General features: G+C 39.4%; 14 protein-coding genes. 3 read left to right on the top strand and 11 right to left on the bottom strand.

Going from position 1 to position 14,486, the window contains the following annotated elements; translation table 11 throughout:
* Nucleotides 1–149: 149 nt before the first annotated feature.
* From HMJ38_RS21255 to HMJ38_RS21245, 3 genes are all read right to left on the bottom strand, one after another.
* The gene (locus tag HMJ38_RS21255) at nucleotides 150–848 is read right to left on the bottom strand and encodes an ABC transporter ATP-binding protein (RefSeq protein WP_194976459.1); all 699 of its coding nucleotides are present in this window, start codon (nucleotides 846–848) and stop codon (nucleotides 150–152) included.
* 170 nt (nucleotides 849–1,018) lie between these two features.
* A complete protein-coding gene (locus tag HMJ38_RS21250) occupies nucleotides 1,019–1,372 on the bottom strand; it encodes a four helix bundle protein (protein ID WP_194976458.1) in 354 nt (117 codons plus the stop codon).
* 158 nt (nucleotides 1,373–1,530) lie between these two features.
* Nucleotides 1,531–2,796 carry an efflux RND transporter periplasmic adaptor subunit gene (locus tag HMJ38_RS21245; RefSeq protein WP_228780192.1) on the bottom strand — a complete coding sequence of 422 codons (1,266 nt, stop codon included), beginning with the start codon at nucleotides 2,794–2,796 and terminating at the stop codon, nucleotides 1,531–1,533.
* 538 nt (nucleotides 2,797–3,334) lie between these two features.
* Between HMJ38_RS21245 and HMJ38_RS21240 the strand changes: the two genes are divergently transcribed.
* Nucleotides 3,335–4,723 carry a sigma-54-dependent transcriptional regulator gene (locus HMJ38_RS21240; protein ID WP_194976457.1) on the top strand — a complete coding sequence of 463 codons (1,389 nt, stop codon included), beginning with the start codon at nucleotides 3,335–3,337 and terminating at the stop codon, nucleotides 4,721–4,723.
* Nucleotides 4,713–6,068 carry a sensor histidine kinase gene (locus tag HMJ38_RS21235; RefSeq protein WP_194976456.1) on the top strand — a complete coding sequence of 452 codons (1,356 nt, stop codon included), beginning with the start codon at nucleotides 4,713–4,715 and terminating at the stop codon, nucleotides 6,066–6,068. Before HMJ38_RS21240 ends, HMJ38_RS21235 begins: the two co-directional genes overlap by 11 nt.
* Before the next feature lie 254 nt (nucleotides 6,069–6,322).
* Here HMJ38_RS21235 and HMJ38_RS21230 read toward each other — a convergent pair whose 3' ends face one another.
* Both HMJ38_RS21230 and HMJ38_RS21225 read right to left on the bottom strand, forming a co-directional pair.
* A complete protein-coding gene (locus HMJ38_RS21230) occupies nucleotides 6,323–7,006 on the bottom strand; it encodes a DUF4386 domain-containing protein (RefSeq protein ID WP_194976455.1) in 684 nt (227 codons plus the stop codon).
* 53 nt (nucleotides 7,007–7,059) lie between these two features.
* Complete coding sequence (locus HMJ38_RS21225; RefSeq protein WP_194976454.1) at nucleotides 7,060–7,629, bottom strand: RNA polymerase sigma factor; 570 nt, start codon at nucleotides 7,627–7,629, stop codon at nucleotides 7,060–7,062.
* A 165-nt stretch (nucleotides 7,630–7,794) separates the two neighbouring features.
* On the opposite strand from HMJ38_RS21225, the gene HMJ38_RS21220 reads away from it, so the two are divergent.
* Nucleotides 7,795–8,349, top strand: coding sequence for a GNAT family N-acetyltransferase (locus HMJ38_RS21220; RefSeq protein ID WP_194976453.1), 555 nt, complete (start codon nucleotides 7,795–7,797; stop codon nucleotides 8,347–8,349).
* A 118-nt stretch (nucleotides 8,350–8,467) separates the two neighbouring features.
* Here the strand turns inward: HMJ38_RS21220 and HMJ38_RS21215 are convergent, their stop codons facing one another.
* The 6 genes from HMJ38_RS21215 to HMJ38_RS21190 form a co-directional block, all read right to left on the bottom strand.
* Complete coding sequence (locus tag HMJ38_RS21215) at nucleotides 8,468–8,965, bottom strand: hypothetical protein (RefSeq protein ID WP_194976452.1); 498 nt, start codon at nucleotides 8,963–8,965, stop codon at nucleotides 8,468–8,470.
* A 176-nt stretch (nucleotides 8,966–9,141) separates the two neighbouring features.
* A complete protein-coding gene (gene hisIE / locus HMJ38_RS21210) occupies nucleotides 9,142–9,750 on the bottom strand; it encodes a bifunctional phosphoribosyl-AMP cyclohydrolase/phosphoribosyl-ATP diphosphatase HisIE (RefSeq protein WP_194976451.1) in 609 nt (202 codons plus the stop codon).
* A 404-nt stretch (nucleotides 9,751–10,154) separates the two neighbouring features.
* A complete protein-coding gene (gene hisF, locus HMJ38_RS21205; protein WP_194976450.1) occupies nucleotides 10,155–10,910 on the bottom strand; it encodes an imidazole glycerol phosphate synthase subunit HisF in 756 nt (251 codons plus the stop codon).
* A gap of 89 nt (nucleotides 10,911–10,999) precedes the next feature.
* A complete protein-coding gene (locus HMJ38_RS21200) occupies nucleotides 11,000–12,418 on the bottom strand; it encodes a Glu/Leu/Phe/Val family dehydrogenase (RefSeq protein ID WP_194976449.1) in 1,419 nt (472 codons plus the stop codon).
* 51 nt (nucleotides 12,419–12,469) lie between these two features.
* Nucleotides 12,470–13,561: a serine hydrolase domain-containing protein gene (locus HMJ38_RS21195; protein ID WP_194976448.1), complete on the bottom strand. Its 1,092-nt coding sequence runs from the start codon at nucleotides 13,559–13,561 to the stop codon at nucleotides 12,470–12,472.
* Between the two features lie 58 nt (nucleotides 13,562–13,619).
* The gene (locus HMJ38_RS21190; protein WP_194976447.1) at nucleotides 13,620–14,303 is read right to left on the bottom strand and encodes an ABC transporter ATP-binding protein; all 684 of its coding nucleotides are present in this window, start codon (nucleotides 14,301–14,303) and stop codon (nucleotides 13,620–13,622) included.
* Between the last annotated feature and the right edge of the window lie 183 nt (nucleotides 14,304–14,486).

Here is a 14,486-nt window from a genome sequence, read left to right as displayed (position 1 = left end):
TTGGCCCGAAATACTCAGGGTAGGCTTTGATGCGAGATTCTATTCTTTCGACTTTCTCAACTCATCTCTCAGGTCTCGGTTCTCGTCTCTCGCATCTCCATCTTGGTTCTTGGTTCCCCGATACTCGGGGCAGGCTTTAACTCTTGCCTCTAAACATGAAACTGCTCTCTGATATTTTCAGTCACCACTTTGCCATCAAACAGGTTGATGATTCTGTGGGCATAGTTAGCATCATGGGGAGAGTGGGTTACCATCACAATGGTGGTTCCTTCATTGTTAAGTTCTTCCAACAATCTCATTACTTCTTCGCCGTTTGCTGAATCAAGGTTACCTGTAGGTTCATCGGCAAGTATCACGGAGGGTTTAGCCACAATAGCCCGGGCTATGGCTACCCTTTGTTGCTGTCCCCCGGAAAGTTGCTGCGGGAAATGGTCTTTTCTGTGCATGATTCCCATTCGGGTCAGCACTTCCTCAACCCTTCTTTTTCTTTCATCAGACGGAGTCTTTAAGTACAAAAGGGGTAATTCTACATTTTCAAATACTGTGAGTTCATCGATCAGGTTAAAGCTTTGGAAAACAAATCCAATGTTACCTTTTCTAAGTTGGGATCTTTGTCTTTCAGAGAATCTGGCCACTTCACTTTCAATAAAATGGTATTCACCTGCATCAGGATTATCTAATAGCCCTATAATATTGAGCAAAGTAGATTTGCCACAACCTGATGGGCCCATAATTGCCACAAATTCTCCTTTTTTGATTTCTATATTGATATCATCCAAGGCAGTAGTCTCTACTTCTTCAGTGGTGTAGAGTTTTTTGAGATTGACGGTTTTGATGATGTTTTGCATGGGATTGAGGTTTGTATTGAGGTAGTTAAGTTGTTTTGTTTATTAGATGTTGTTTTTTGTGTTTTGGTTGCTTCTTGACCGATGTCAGATGACCGATGACCGATGTTGGGTTTCTGATAATCATGACAGGGGTCGAATGACAGATGATTTCATTGTAAATTATAGAATAATTATTTGATTTTTGATTTGAAGGAATTCATCATGTTCATTAAATAAAAGGCTTCGTCATACAATATTTTGAAATCACTTTCATTTATATATTTTCTTCTTTTTGACTTATGCAGGCAGGTGACTACTTCTGCAAGAGACCTTATAGCATATCCTAAGAATCTTTTGAATTCCAGATTTGATTGTCCAATCGAACCTTCAGAAATGTTTAAGGCAATAGAATCTGAAGCTTTCCTGATCTGAGAAATAAGGTTATACTTTTCCTCTTTTGGAAATCTCGAGCTCATTTCAAATAGCTCTTCTCCAAAATCCATGGCTTTTTGCCAAATGGTCAGTTTTTCAAATTTAAATTTCATGATTTCCAGGGTCTAGATTTAGATTTACAAGTCAAAATACCAAAACCAAATCATTGAAAATAAAATACATTGAAACTTAATCGTTTATTTTATAATCTAACTTCTTTAATTTATTTAAACCTAACATCGGTCATCTGTCATCCGACATCTGACAAATACTATTTCAAATTCAACACCTCATTCTTCCCAAAATTCTCATAACCACTCACGATTACTTTTTCTCCGATATTAAGGCCTTCAATCACTTCGTAGAATTCTGGATTTTTACGACCGAGGCGTATATTTCTTTTTTCCGCTTTGCCGGTCTGTTGATCGACCACAAAAACCCAATTACCACCGGTATCCTTGTAAAAGCCACCTGTTGGCAGCAAAGTGGCCTGATTGCTTTCACCCAATTCCAACCTGATTCTTACGGTTTGACCCCGGCGAATTCCTGTCGGAACTTCATCAGGGAAAAACATATCAACCTCGAACCTGCCCGCAGTCACATTTGGATAGATTTTCCCTATCTCAAGTTCATAATCATCACCTGAAAATGAAAAGGTTCCTTTCAATCCTGTGTAAATCCTTGGAAGGTACAGTTCATCTATCGGCACCCGTACTTTAAACTTATCAAGGATATCAATCTGTCCATATCTCTCTCCGGCACTGATGGATTGTCCAATTTCAATTTGTTCGGTCGATAGTTGACCTGTAATCGGCGCCCTTACAGCCAGGTTATCTAGTATGTGTCCCACCCCATCTAGCGACTGATTCATCCTACTTTCAGAATCCTGAAGCTGTCGTTTCTGCGCTACACGGGACATAGAATCATTTCGATATGCTGTATAAGTCAATTTCCTTCTTTTGACATTGTATTCATATTGTTCTTTGACTTCTTCAAACTCCCTGTCCGAAACCAATTTCTTTTCATGCAGCTCTCGAAATCTTTCGTATTGTGGCTTCAACAAGCTGATCTGATAATCGATCTCTGCCAGCTGACCTTGCTGACTGAGGTCATTTTGATCCAATTGGAGCCGGACCTGTCTGAGGTTGTTTATCTGAAAATACAGTCCTGACTCTCTTTCCATTACCTCGAGCTGAAGTTTGGAATTGGAGAGCAATAAGATAGTATCCCCAGCATTGACAAAAGCCCCTGATTCACGGACAATTCTTTGGATATTACCGCCTTCCAATGCATCAAGGAAGAAGACCTCTCCCGGTTCTATAGTACCACTTACAGGAATATAATCTGTAAACTCACCTTCTCTGACAGTGGCTATAGTGATGCGTTCCATGTTGACATTCATGGAAGATCTGGAATCAGCAAATACCAATTGGTACACAATAAATCCTACCAATAAGGTACCTCCTGCTATCATAGCGATAAACTTAGGGGTCCAGGTCTTTTTTTCAATCTTTCTATCCATTGTGGTAATTTCCATTTATTCGATTGATCTGTTATTGCCAATTAATATGCCACGAACAAAACCGCCAAAAAAACCTAAAAAAGGCATCTTGGCAGTTAGAATCGTTTTTTTATCGAACAAAATTGTCCGCCAGCGACCAAAATCCACAGCGAACGGTGCAATGCTAGTTCATTTTTAAATTCGGATTTAAGTGAAAAAATAGCGTAATTTTAATCCAATGCCCGATTTTGAAAAAACATTGTCCGTTTGTATCATTTCGGTACAAGTTTGGTAAAAGGATGTGAGAAGAATGAACAAAGTACGAAGTACAATGTACCAAGTACGAGGTTAGTTGTCGGAAGTAGGTGGGTTTTAATGGAAGAGGTAGGAAGGTAGATTTTAGATTTAAAGCCGCATTCGAAACTGGTATTAGTTTAAAATCATCTCGGTTCTCGCTTCTCGCCTCTGCTTATTGAATCTTGATTCCCCGATACTCGGGGCAGGCTTTGGTTCTTGGCTCTTGTTTCTTGTTTCTTAAATCTCATGTCTTACGTCTAACATCTCACCTCTATAAATGAAAGAACAAAAAACTGGAAAAATTCTGATTGTCGATGACAATGAAGATTTGCTCAAAGCGGCCAAAATATTTTTAAAGCGGCATTTTGGTCAGGTAGATACTGAAACCAACCCAAGTTTGCTGCCGATCCTGATCGTCAACGAACAGTATGATGTGATCATGTTGGACATGAACTTCACCAAAGATGTCAGCAGTGGTCAGGAAGGTTTTTATTGGTTGGATAGGATATTAGAGTTAGATTCTTCGGCTGTGGTGGTTTTGATCACTGCTTATGGAGATGTCAACACCGCTGTCAAGGCCATCAAGGAAGGTGCAACAGATTTTGTTTTGAAGCCATGGGAAAACGAAAAATTACTGGCAACCCTCAACTCGGCTCTTCAACTCCGCCAATCCAAATTGGAGATAACCCAACTTAAAGACCAACAGCAACAGCTTTATCAGGATATAGACAGCAAATTCAAGGATATCATTGGGCAAAGTGGCCCCATGGTCAAGGTTTTTGAAACCATAGATCGCGTAGCGGCCACCGATGCAAATGTGCTGATTTTGGGAGAAAACGGAACAGGGAAGGAACTGATTGCCCGTGCCATCCATCGATATTCTAAGAGACACCGGGAGGCTTTTGTGGGGGTAGATCTGGGATCAATTACCGGTACATTATTTGAAAGTGAGCTTTTTGGGCACAAAAGAGGATCATTTACAGATGCCAAAGAGGACAGGGCCGGGCGATTTGAACAGGCCAACAAAGGCACCTTATTTTTGGATGAAATAGGTAACCTTCCGCTTCCCCTTCAGGCAAAATTATTGGCAGCTATTCAAAATAGAGAAGTCACGCGGGTAGGTTCCAATAAAGTGATTCCTGTAAATATCAGGTTGATTTCGGCAACCAACATGAATATTCATAACATGGTGTATGAAAACACCTTCCGACAGGACTTACTTTACAGGATCAATACCATTGAAATCACACTACCTCCTTTAAGAGAAAGGCTGGATGATATTCCTTTGCTGGCTAACCATTTCATTGAAATTTACTCCAAAAAATACAACAAGGAAATCCGTAAAGCCGGTGAAGCCCTGATCAAAAGAATGCAGAAATACCATTGGCCGGGCAATATCCGTGAACTTCAGCACAGTATCGAAAGGGCTGTTATCATGACTTCCCACAGTGTACTTCAACCGGAAGATCTCTTTATGCAAAAGCAACTTGCACCAGAGAAACAGGAGGAAATGGTCAGCTTAGACCATCTGAATATAGAAGATGTGGAAAAAATCCTGATCCGAAAAGCCCTTCAAAAGCATAATGGACATATAACCCGTGCTGCTGAGGAATTGGGCTTGACACGATCATCCCTTTACAGAAGACTGGAGAGATATGGGCTTTAAATCATTTGCTGTCGGAATTATTTTCCGTGTCATACTGATAGTAGCAGTGGCCTATGTAGGTGTTTTCTTTTTTCAAAAAGAACAATCATTCCTACAGGGTATTATGTTTTCAATCATTGTGTTGGTTTTGACGGTAAACCTGATTTCATTTGTCAATACCACCAATAGAAAGATTACCCGTTTTCTGGAATCCATAAGATACTCGGATTTTTCTTCTTCCTTTACCAAGGACAGTAAATTGGGAGCATCCTTCCGTGAAATGAACATGTCATTTAACGAAGTCATTGATGCCTTTAAAAAAACCAGGGCAGAAAAGGAAGAACAGATGCTGTTTCTCCAAATAATGATTCAGCATATCAATACCGGGATTTTATCATTTGACAATGACGGCAAAATCGGTGTTATCAACGGGGCTGCCAAGCAATTGCTGCAAATCCCTCAATTCAAAGACATCAATGACTTAGGAAAGTTGTCTATAGAGTTGCTACGTAATGTGCTGCAGTTAAAACCAGGGGGCTCTTTTTCCATCAAAATCAATTCAGACCTCCACCTGAATGTGCAATCAGCATCTTTTAAAATGGAGGGACATAGCTGGACCTTATTATCTTTTCAGAACATCAAATCAGAATTACAGAAAAATGAGTTAGAGGCTTGGCAGAACCTTACCAAGGTACTGAGACATGAAATCATGAATTCCATGACACCAATTGCGAGTTTGGCCAATTCCCTTGGGACAATTTTGGAGGAAGATGTTGAGGAGAAAGATGACGGAATCCTAGTCATGCAAAGAGACTGTTTTATGGACCTTTCCGAAGGTTTGGAGACCATCAGTAAACGTAGTGCCGGATTGGTGGAATTTGTCAATGCTTACCGGGATTATACCAATATTCCGCAACCGGTCATCAGGAGATTTCCTGTAGCAGAGATGTTTGAAAACATCTGTGTCTTGCTCAAAGAGGAACTCACCAAAGTTGAAATTAAACTTATCCCCAAATTGCAGCCCAGGGATCTGGGAATTCTTGCTGATCCTGATCTTATCCAAATGATATTGATCAATCTGATCAAAAATGCTAAAGAGGCAATGGTCTTGGCAAAAAATAGGACAATCATATTATCCGCAGGTACTGACAGCCAATCGATTCCATACATCCAAGTAATTGACCATGGCGAAGGTATAGTTCCCGAAGCAATCGAAAGGATTTTTGTTCCCTTTTATACCACCAAAAAATCAGGCAGCGGTATTGGACTTGCCATCTCCAGACAAATCATGCACCTCCACAAAGGTAGTCTTGAAGCGGAGTCAGTGGTTGGGGATAAGACAGTGTTTACGTTGAGGTTTGGGTGAGAAGGGATTTTAGATTGATGATTTTAGATTGGGGGAAGGGATGAGGGATGAGAAAATTTTAGATTGAAGGATGAAGGATAAGAGATGAAGGAAGATTTTAGATTTTAGATTGTAGACCTGCCTGCCGATTTTGGTAGGGAGCACTTGAGAAACTTTGATATTTTGAATAGTCCTTCGTGCGACGTGGCAATCTCTTTAGGGATAAAGGATTGAAAAAGGTAGGTTTAACTAATGAATACTAAAACAAAATTCTTTCATTTTGAAGGACGCATTCCAAAAACCAATAAATATCCAATCATCCAAAATTCCCCGATTGTGGCAGGTATTGTTAGCATATTCACCCAAATGGAAGAAATGCCTGAGTAACCAATCAAAGTGTTCAGGATATATCCAATGCCGCCAAGAATTAATAACCTGCCAAGCCAGATAGGCATTCGTTGCGAACTCGTAATTGTATAACCCATTGGAATCAACCAAAGCCCGAAAAACAGTCCTCCTACTCCCCAAGCATTTGAACTGAACTGCTCCAAAAGATGAATGGACGCAACTTTAAAGTCGAGGGTCAAAAGGGTTCCATTTGCAATCTTAATGGCAACTCCCATAGAAATCGCACTGATCAAAATAACAACAGCATTCACCGTACCCCAAAGTCCGGTCGCCAAAGCTGCCACAGGATTGATATTTCTAAAAAGCTTGTAGAACCAAAGCGCAGCCATTGCCTGCGAGCCGACCACGCCAATTTCCAATAAAAGCCTTACCCTCGCAAAGGATTCTTTTTCAGCTAGGTTTTTAAGTGTTTGCTCCGGATCCCCTGAAATATATAACTGCGGATGAAATACCAAAAACCCCAATACCCCAGTAATTGCCAGGGCCAGATACCAGATACCGGCCATCCTTGCAGTCTTTATCAAATCTGCTTGTTGTTCTTTTGCATCCATTTTTTTTTGGTTTTGGTCTATGTTTTCATATTGTTTTGGTAATAGTTTTCCTATTAATTTGAATCATATGATACAATATCGAACATCCACCCTCCCAATATAAGGTTCTGATTCAAAATTTCGATAAAGTATAGGAGGAGATTTGTGAGAAACTCAATTACAGCAGGAATTATAATTTTGCTTTGCAAACGAAAGTGACTGTAATGGGCTAATGCACTTTTTACAATTGGAGTGGTTTCTTCAATGATCATTGGTTTCTTATCAATGATATCTTCCTTTTCAGGGAGAACCTTTTCATAGTTTAATCCATTTTTATAAATGTTTTCGTTCACAAAAGATTGCAGTGAAAGGAGTTCTTTTTTGGCTTTAAAGAAACGAATGGATTCATTGATAAAGATGGTATTTATCCATTTTTGAAAACTACTGTCACCTCTATTTTCAAATTGACTTATATTTTTAAAAATTTTGGTAAAAGAGATGGAGAGGACATCTTCGGTATCATGATGATTGGACAGGTACCTCATGACCACGTGATAGCTGCGCCAGTAATACTTGTCGAAGAGGTTCCTCTGTGGATTTTGGTTGTTCTGTCTGCAACCTGCTATTACATCTTGCTCTTCCAAATGATTTTGTGGTTTTCAAAAGTTGGAACCTTAAAATTTAAACAGACGTTGCCGGTGGAAAAATTATATTTTGTGAAAAGATGTTAATGGGTTAAAAAATGAAAATCTGATCCAAGCAATTATATTCAGATTGGTGCTTATTTTTATCTATCAAAAAACAAAAACATGGATTCGCTTTCTTTCCAAACCGCCAAGACCACAGAAGATCTACAAGGTATCCTTGACCTTCAGCAACAAAACCACCTCAGTACCATTAGCGCCATAGAAAATGGTTTTTTATTTGTAAAACATGACCTCGAGACCTTGATAAAAATGCAATCCTTTGCACCACAGGTTATCTGTAAAGATGGAGAGGAAGTAGTGGCATTTACCCTGTCAATGACCGTTGATTGTAAAGGAGATGTTCCTGCATTGATTCCGATGTTTGATGTTTTTGACCAGATAAGTTTTAAGGGGAAGAAGGTTTCAGAATTCAATTACATGGTAGTAGGTCAGGTCTGTGTTGGTCAAAATCACCGCGGATTGGGGGTGTTTGATAATATTTATGCTACCTACCGGGAAACTTTCAAAGATGCATTTGATTTTGCCATTACCGAAATATCTACCCGTAACCCAAGGTCCATCAGGGCTCATTCTCGGATTGGTTTTAAGGAAATCCATCAATATGTAGATCCAACAGGGGAACATTGGAGTATAGTGGTTTGGGATTGGGATAGTTAAAAAAAAAAATCTCCCTTTTTTGCGGGAGATTCATTTTCAAATTATGGAATATATGTCGCTTTCAGCGGTTGTTTGACAAATCATTTGATATTAGACACATATTCAAAATCCTTTTTATTTAATTTTTAATCAGTGTTGAAGCTGAAGGGGCTTTCCGGTTTGATTTGGGTTTGTCATTGATAAAGGTGTAGAAAAATACCCTTCCTGCTTGTTGGTCTTCCGAATAAAAGGTTTTACTCATTCCATCCACAACGTCATACATGGTTTCTGGATTTTGTTTGCTCAACCATTCCTGATCAAGATTTCTGTAGAGGGAAGACACCGGTGCATAGCTCAAATCTTCTTTTTGTATCTGAACCGGTGGTATCAATTTTCCATTTTCGATTTTCGCTTTCCCAAAATAACATTGACTTTCACCATTGTAAATGATGCTGATGACTACATCATGGTTTCCATTGGGGATTGCCTTTGCTCCTCTTTCAGAAAAAATCTGGAAGTATTCCCCGTAACAACCTTCTGCTTCGATTGAAGAAACGTTGGTTGATACACTCATTGATTGTGCATTGATTCCAAATGCAACCAAAACAAATGATAAACTTAAAATAAAGGTTTTCATAAAATTGCTTATATTTTTTTTGGAAGATATAAACTTTCTGATAGACTACAAAAATCTTATATAATTCAATCCTTTATTGAAATCGGCCTGCTTGATTTACTTTTTTGATTTATAAAAAGATGTTTTCTCCAAAAAGTTTAAGACATGTTCCGATAATGTTTTTTGAAAGGACAAAACTATTTATTTTTATGCCTATCAATCAATACATCCATTACTTCATCTAATTCATACTTTTTTGCTTCTAAAAGGACTAAGTAATGATAAAGCAAATCTGCTGCTTCACCCATAAATAAGTCTTTATTATCATCTTTTGCTTCAATAACTATTTCCACAGCCTCCTCCCCTACTTTTTGGGCAATTTTATTAATGCCTTTGGCAAAAAGTGATGCAGTGTAGGATTGGTCTGAGGGATTATTTTTTCGGTCTTTAATGATTTCTCTCAGGTGATCAATAAACATGGTTTTGGATTTGTTGGACTCTCCAAAACAAGTATCTTCACCGGTATGGCATACATGACCTAATGGCTTGACTTTGACCAAAAGTGTATCATTGTCACAATCAACCGTGATGTGATCGACAAGCATGAAATTCCCTGAAGTCTCTCCTTTGGTCCATAGACGTTGTTTGGTTCTGCTGAAAAAAGTTACTTGTTTGGTCTCCAAGGTTTTGTCCAATGCTTCCTGATTCATATAACCCAACATGAGGACAACATTCGTATCCACATCCTGAATGATCGCAGGTACCAGTCCATTTACTTTTTCAAAATCTATATTTAAGTTGTTCATTTTTTCTTGATGGTGACTAATAATTTATTGCATATTTTTTGATGTATTTGCTCCCTTTTTCAATGGTTGGAAGACGGAAGTCCCACATCACAATGTCACTTTCTGGTTAAACTTGACACTAATTGTTTAGATTGTCGATACACTTACTGAGCATCAAAATTAACGCTGCTCCAGTGCCCAGTATTCCAACGAATTCTTCGGGACAAGCTTTCTCTCGCATCTCGGTTCTTATATCCTACCTCTTGGTTCTTGTCTCTTAGCTCCCCGATACTCGGGGTAGGCTTAGCATCTTGTCTCTCGTTTCTCGCTTCTTGTCTCTTGCTTCTTGTCTCTTGTTTCTAGTCTCTCGTTTCTCGCTTCTTTTCTCTTGCCTCTTGGTTCTTGTCTCTTGGCTCTTACCAAATTTATTTCCTAACAAAAACCCCCTCCTTTTCCAAATAGGTTTTCAAATTGGGGATAGGGATTTCTTTGAAATGGAAAATACTTGCTGCCAAAGCCGCATCGGCTTTTCCAAAGGTAAAGACATCTTTGAAATGCTCCATATTTCCCGCACCACCTGAAGCAATTACCGGAATGGTTAACATGGATGAAATTTCTGATGTAATTTCATTGGCAAAGCCCGCCTTGGTACCATCATGGTCCATGGAAGTAAGCAGTATTTCACCAGCACCCCTGTCACAGACTTCCTTGGCCCAGGATTGTGTATTTAAAATAGTAGGTTTTCTGCCTCCGTGCGTATGGACAAAATCAATCCCATCCACATTTCGGGTATCAATGGCAACAACCACGCATTGGGAACCAAACTCTTTTGCCATTTCGTTGATGATTTTCGGGTTTTTAACCGCTGATGAATTGATGGATATTTTATCAGCCCCTGCATTGAGCAGAACTTTGACATCTTCTATGGTAGAAATCCCTCCTCCTACTGTAAATGGGATATTAATCGTCCTTGCCACTTTTCCGACGAGCTCTGCAAGAGTCTTTCTCTTATCAACTGTCGCAGTAATATCCAAAAATACAAGCTCATCAGCACCTTCATCTGAATAGATTTTTGCGAGTTCTACAGGATCACCGGCATCCCTCAAATCCACAAAGTTCACACCTTTTACTGTCCTGCCCTCTTTGATATCAAGACAGGGAATTATTCTTTTTGTTAACATTCACTGAAGTATTTTGCAAAAACCCTTCAAGGTTCGACATTTAAACTCGAAGAACCTTGAAGGGTTTGTTCGTAATCCAACCACTTTTATCAAGGGAAAATTCCCAAATCCATATAACTGACTGCTATTCTTTCCAAAGCTAGGATAAAACCTGCAGTTCGCAGACTTTCTATACCTTTTTCCTTTCTAATACGGTTCATATCCTGATAGGCCGTGACCATGGTTTCCTCCAAGCCTGACAAGACCAAATCCCTTTCAGAGGCACCTTTGATAAGGGCATCTCTTTCCTCTTCAGTAAATTCCTCTCCGGTGGCATTTTCTATGGTGCTCATCAATTTTCTATATTTTTCCATATCATATCTTTTTTCAAGCTTCCCAAAAGAAACCCGTGAGAGATTTTTGAGCCACTCAAAATAAGAAACTGTAACACCACCCGCATTCAGATACATGTCAGGAATTATCATGACACCTTTATCCAATAATATTTTTTCAGCTTCCTCTGTGACGGGCCCATTAGCTGCCTCGCCAATGATCTTAGCTTTAATTAGAGCTGCATTTTCAATTGTAATCTGATTTTCTAAAGCAGCAGGAATTAAAATATCACATTCATAGGTCAGCATTTCTTTGCCGTTTTTTATAAATTCGCCACGTGGATATCCTTTGTATCCCTTGTTTTTCAACTGATAATTTTTTAGGTCTTCAATATGAATACCTGCTTCATCCCAAATACCTCCATTCCATTCCGCAACTCCAATAATCTTTGCACCTGCTTCACTCAGGTATTTAGCTGAATAATACCCAACATTTCCAAGGCCTTGAACAATCACTTTCTTTCCTCTCAAACCTTTGGTAAGTCCAAGTGATTTCATGTCCTCATCAACGTTGACAGCCTCTCTGATCCCATAAAACACACCTTGTCCTGTGGCTTCGGTTCTTCCATCGATCCCATGCTGAGATAGCGGCTTACCGGTAACACAGCCTTTGGCATTGATCAATTCTGGACTAAATGCCTCAAAAGTATCCACTATCCATGCCATTTCTCTTGCTCCGGTGCCATAATCCGGTGCGGGGACATCAATGGCAGGACCTATGAATTTTTTCTTGATCAACTCTGCTGTATATCTCCTTGTGATTCTTTCCAATTGATTGATATTGTACTTGGTAGGATCTATACTGATGCCACCTTTTGCCCCTCCAAAAGGAATGTTGACCAAGGCACATTTGTAAGTCATCAGTGCTGCCAATCCTTTGACTTCCTCTTCATCCACATGCTCGCTGTACCTAATACCACCTTTGACTGGTAACTTATGGTGTGAATGCTGAATTCTATAACCTGTCAGGGTTTCATAAGTTCCATCGTCATTTCTTAGCGGAAAATTAAATTTGTAAATGCTGTTACATTGTTTGATCTGATCCAATAACCCTGGATGTAAATCAAGATGTTTTGCTGCATCATCGACAAAAGCACATACATCATCAAATAAGCTGTAATTTGTCTTTTTGGCCATAAAATAATTATTTAGGTTTATTTACGAAGATACAAATCATTGAGAGAAGTCTTAAGCAGAAGGAATGATATTTCGAAGAATCTGCCACATATCGTTCAAAAACATGAAAGGCACCAAAGCCTGATCCGGATTGGAACCCATTCTTACCAAAACAAGATTTTGGGAAGGAATAATACAGACATATTGACCATCTCTACCCAAGCCACAGACCATATCTGCAGGGGCATTTGGAGCATAAGAACCAGGCAATTGAACCGTAACCTGCGGTATCATGAAAGTATCCGAATCATTGAGCCACCAAAGGTATCCATAGCCCTGATTCAAGTTTTGAGACTTACTGAGCATTTGCGCTAGGTATGATTTGTCTTTGATGACTGATACCCCATCCCAATCTCCATTGGCCAAAATCAATAATCCGAACCTGGCCATTGACCGGGCATCACTAAAAAAAACATTATTGAAATTAACCCTTTGCCATGAGCCAGTCATTCCAATTTTTGAGGCTAGTTTATCCTTAAAAAACTGGGGAAACGTACTTCCTGTACTTCCTTCAATGACCTTATCCAATAAGGTGTATGGGGCATTGTGATACGCCCATCGGGTCCCCGGTTCGGCGAGAAACCTTAAATTTTCCGAAGAAAAATCATCTAAATTACCCGCACCATCATCCAAACCTGTGGTCATGGTCAACTGATGCCAAACGCTTATTTCATGCTCTTGGGATGCTGTCAGGGAAGTCCACCCTTTACCCAGATAATCTGAACTTGGCTGTTGAATATTTAATTTCCCTTCCTCTTGTGCGATTCCAATCAATGTTGCCGTCAGTGTTTTACCTGCAGAAGCCCAATACCAAATTGAGTTTTGGTCAAATGCTTGACTTCCCGACAATCGGGTTCCGAAATATTCTTCCATGACAATTTTCCCATCTTTGAGGAGAATGAAAGCACGGGTTCCATTGTCCTCCAACAAAGTTTTGAGATTTCCTATTTCGGAAATATTCCAACCCAATGAAGATGGTGAAATACTTTCCCATGTATTACCCGAAACGGGTGGGAAATAGATTTCCGGAATTCCGGAAATCGGTTCATGCTTTTCTGAACAGGAGAAAAAAATAACGAGCAAAACAAAAGTGAATTTCCTCATAAAATATATTAAAGCATTTTTTAATTCTAACAACAAATTCCTAATCAATAACGCATCCTTATTGATTGATGATATATCCATCCTCCATTTCAATGATTCTGTCAGTACCTTCTGCAAATTCAGGATCATGGGTTACAATCAACATGGTCTGATGAAATTCCTCAGCCAATTCCTTGAAAATATTGAATACAATATCAGAATTCTTTTTATCTAAATTGCCTGTAGGTTCATCTCCCATGATAATCAGCGGATCATTCATCAAAGCCCTTGCCACGGCTACTCTTTGCTTTTGTCCGCCGGAGAGCTGATAGGCTTTTTTCAATGCATGATCCTGCATGTCAAATATCCTGAGTTTTTCCATGGCAATATGCTCCAGTTCCTGTCTGGTTTTCTGATCAAGTTTGAGTCCCGGAATCATTACATTTTCCAAAACAGAGAACTCATTGAGCAGGTAATGAAACTGGAAAACAAAACCGATTTTTTCATTTCTGATCTTGGAAAGGTAATTGGGACTTTTATCTGTCACCAATTCTTCATCTACCCACAATTTACCTTCATAATCAGTATCCATGGTGGACAAAATATAGAGTAAGGTTGACTTCCCGCAGCCGGATTTCCCCATCACCGACACAAACTCTCCTCTTGTAACCTGAAAGGTCACTTCCTTCAGCACCTGGGTTTTGACAGGACTGTAAAAATATTTATTGACTCCTTTGGCTTCTAGTACCGGTTTTCCTTTCATGGGAGGATGTTGGTGGTTGTTCTAGTTTTCATTTTGTCTTGGTTATTGGTTTCCCGTGACGATAGCTACCGGTACGAGACAGGCTTTGGTTCTTAGTTCTTGGTTCTCGCATCTTGGCTCTTAGTTCTTGTCTCGTCCTGAAAATGGTTGACACTTTTGTTTTTCAAATATAGTCAGTGTTTC

It is taken from the genome of Aquiflexum lacus, from assembly GCF_015476655.1.
Taxonomy (GTDB): domain Bacteria; phylum Bacteroidota; class Bacteroidia; order Cytophagales; family Cyclobacteriaceae; genus Aquiflexum; species Aquiflexum lacus.
This window is presented reverse-complemented; position numbering and strand designations above follow the sequence as displayed.

What these genes read in the sequence shown, in the direction of transcription:
- HMJ38_RS21255 (WP_194976459.1), bottom strand. Translation starts at nt 848, where the DNA reads ATGCAAAACATCATCAAAACCGTCAATCTCAAAAAACTCTACACCACT.
- HMJ38_RS21250 (WP_194976458.1), bottom strand. Translation starts at nt 1,372, where the DNA reads ATGAAATTTAAATTTGAAAAACTGACCATTTGGCAAAAAGCCATGGAT.
- HMJ38_RS21245 (WP_228780192.1), bottom strand. Translation starts at nt 2,796, where the DNA reads ATGGAAATTACCACAATGGATAGAAAGATTGAAAAAAAGACCTGGACC.
- HMJ38_RS21240 (WP_194976457.1), top strand. Translation starts at nt 3,335, where the DNA reads ATGAAAGAACAAAAAACTGGAAAAATTCTGATTGTCGATGACAATGAA.
- HMJ38_RS21235 (WP_194976456.1), top strand. Translation starts at nt 4,713, where the DNA reads ATGGGCTTTAAATCATTTGCTGTCGGAATTATTTTCCGTGTCATACTG.
- HMJ38_RS21230 (WP_194976455.1), bottom strand. Translation starts at nt 7,006, where the DNA reads ATGGATGCAAAAGAACAACAAGCAGATTTGATAAAGACTGCAAGGATG.
- HMJ38_RS21220 (WP_194976453.1), top strand. Translation starts at nt 7,795, where the DNA reads ATGGATTCGCTTTCTTTCCAAACCGCCAAGACCACAGAAGATCTACAA.
- HMJ38_RS21215 (WP_194976452.1), bottom strand. Translation starts at nt 8,965, where the DNA reads ATGAAAACCTTTATTTTAAGTTTATCATTTGTTTTGGTTGCATTTGGA.
- hisIE (WP_194976451.1), bottom strand. Translation starts at nt 9,750, where the DNA reads ATGAACAACTTAAATATAGATTTTGAAAAAGTAAATGGACTGGTACCT.
- hisF (WP_194976450.1), bottom strand. Translation starts at nt 10,910, where the DNA reads ATGTTAACAAAAAGAATAATTCCCTGTCTTGATATCAAAGAGGGCAGG.
- HMJ38_RS21200 (WP_194976449.1), bottom strand. Translation starts at nt 12,418, where the DNA reads ATGGCCAAAAAGACAAATTACAGCTTATTTGATGATGTATGTGCTTTT.
- HMJ38_RS21195 (WP_194976448.1), bottom strand. Translation starts at nt 13,561, where the DNA reads ATGAGGAAATTCACTTTTGTTTTGCTCGTTATTTTTTTCTCCTGTTCA.
- HMJ38_RS21190 (WP_194976447.1), bottom strand. Translation starts at nt 14,303, where the DNA reads ATGAAAGGAAAACCGGTACTAGAAGCCAAAGGAGTCAATAAATATTTT.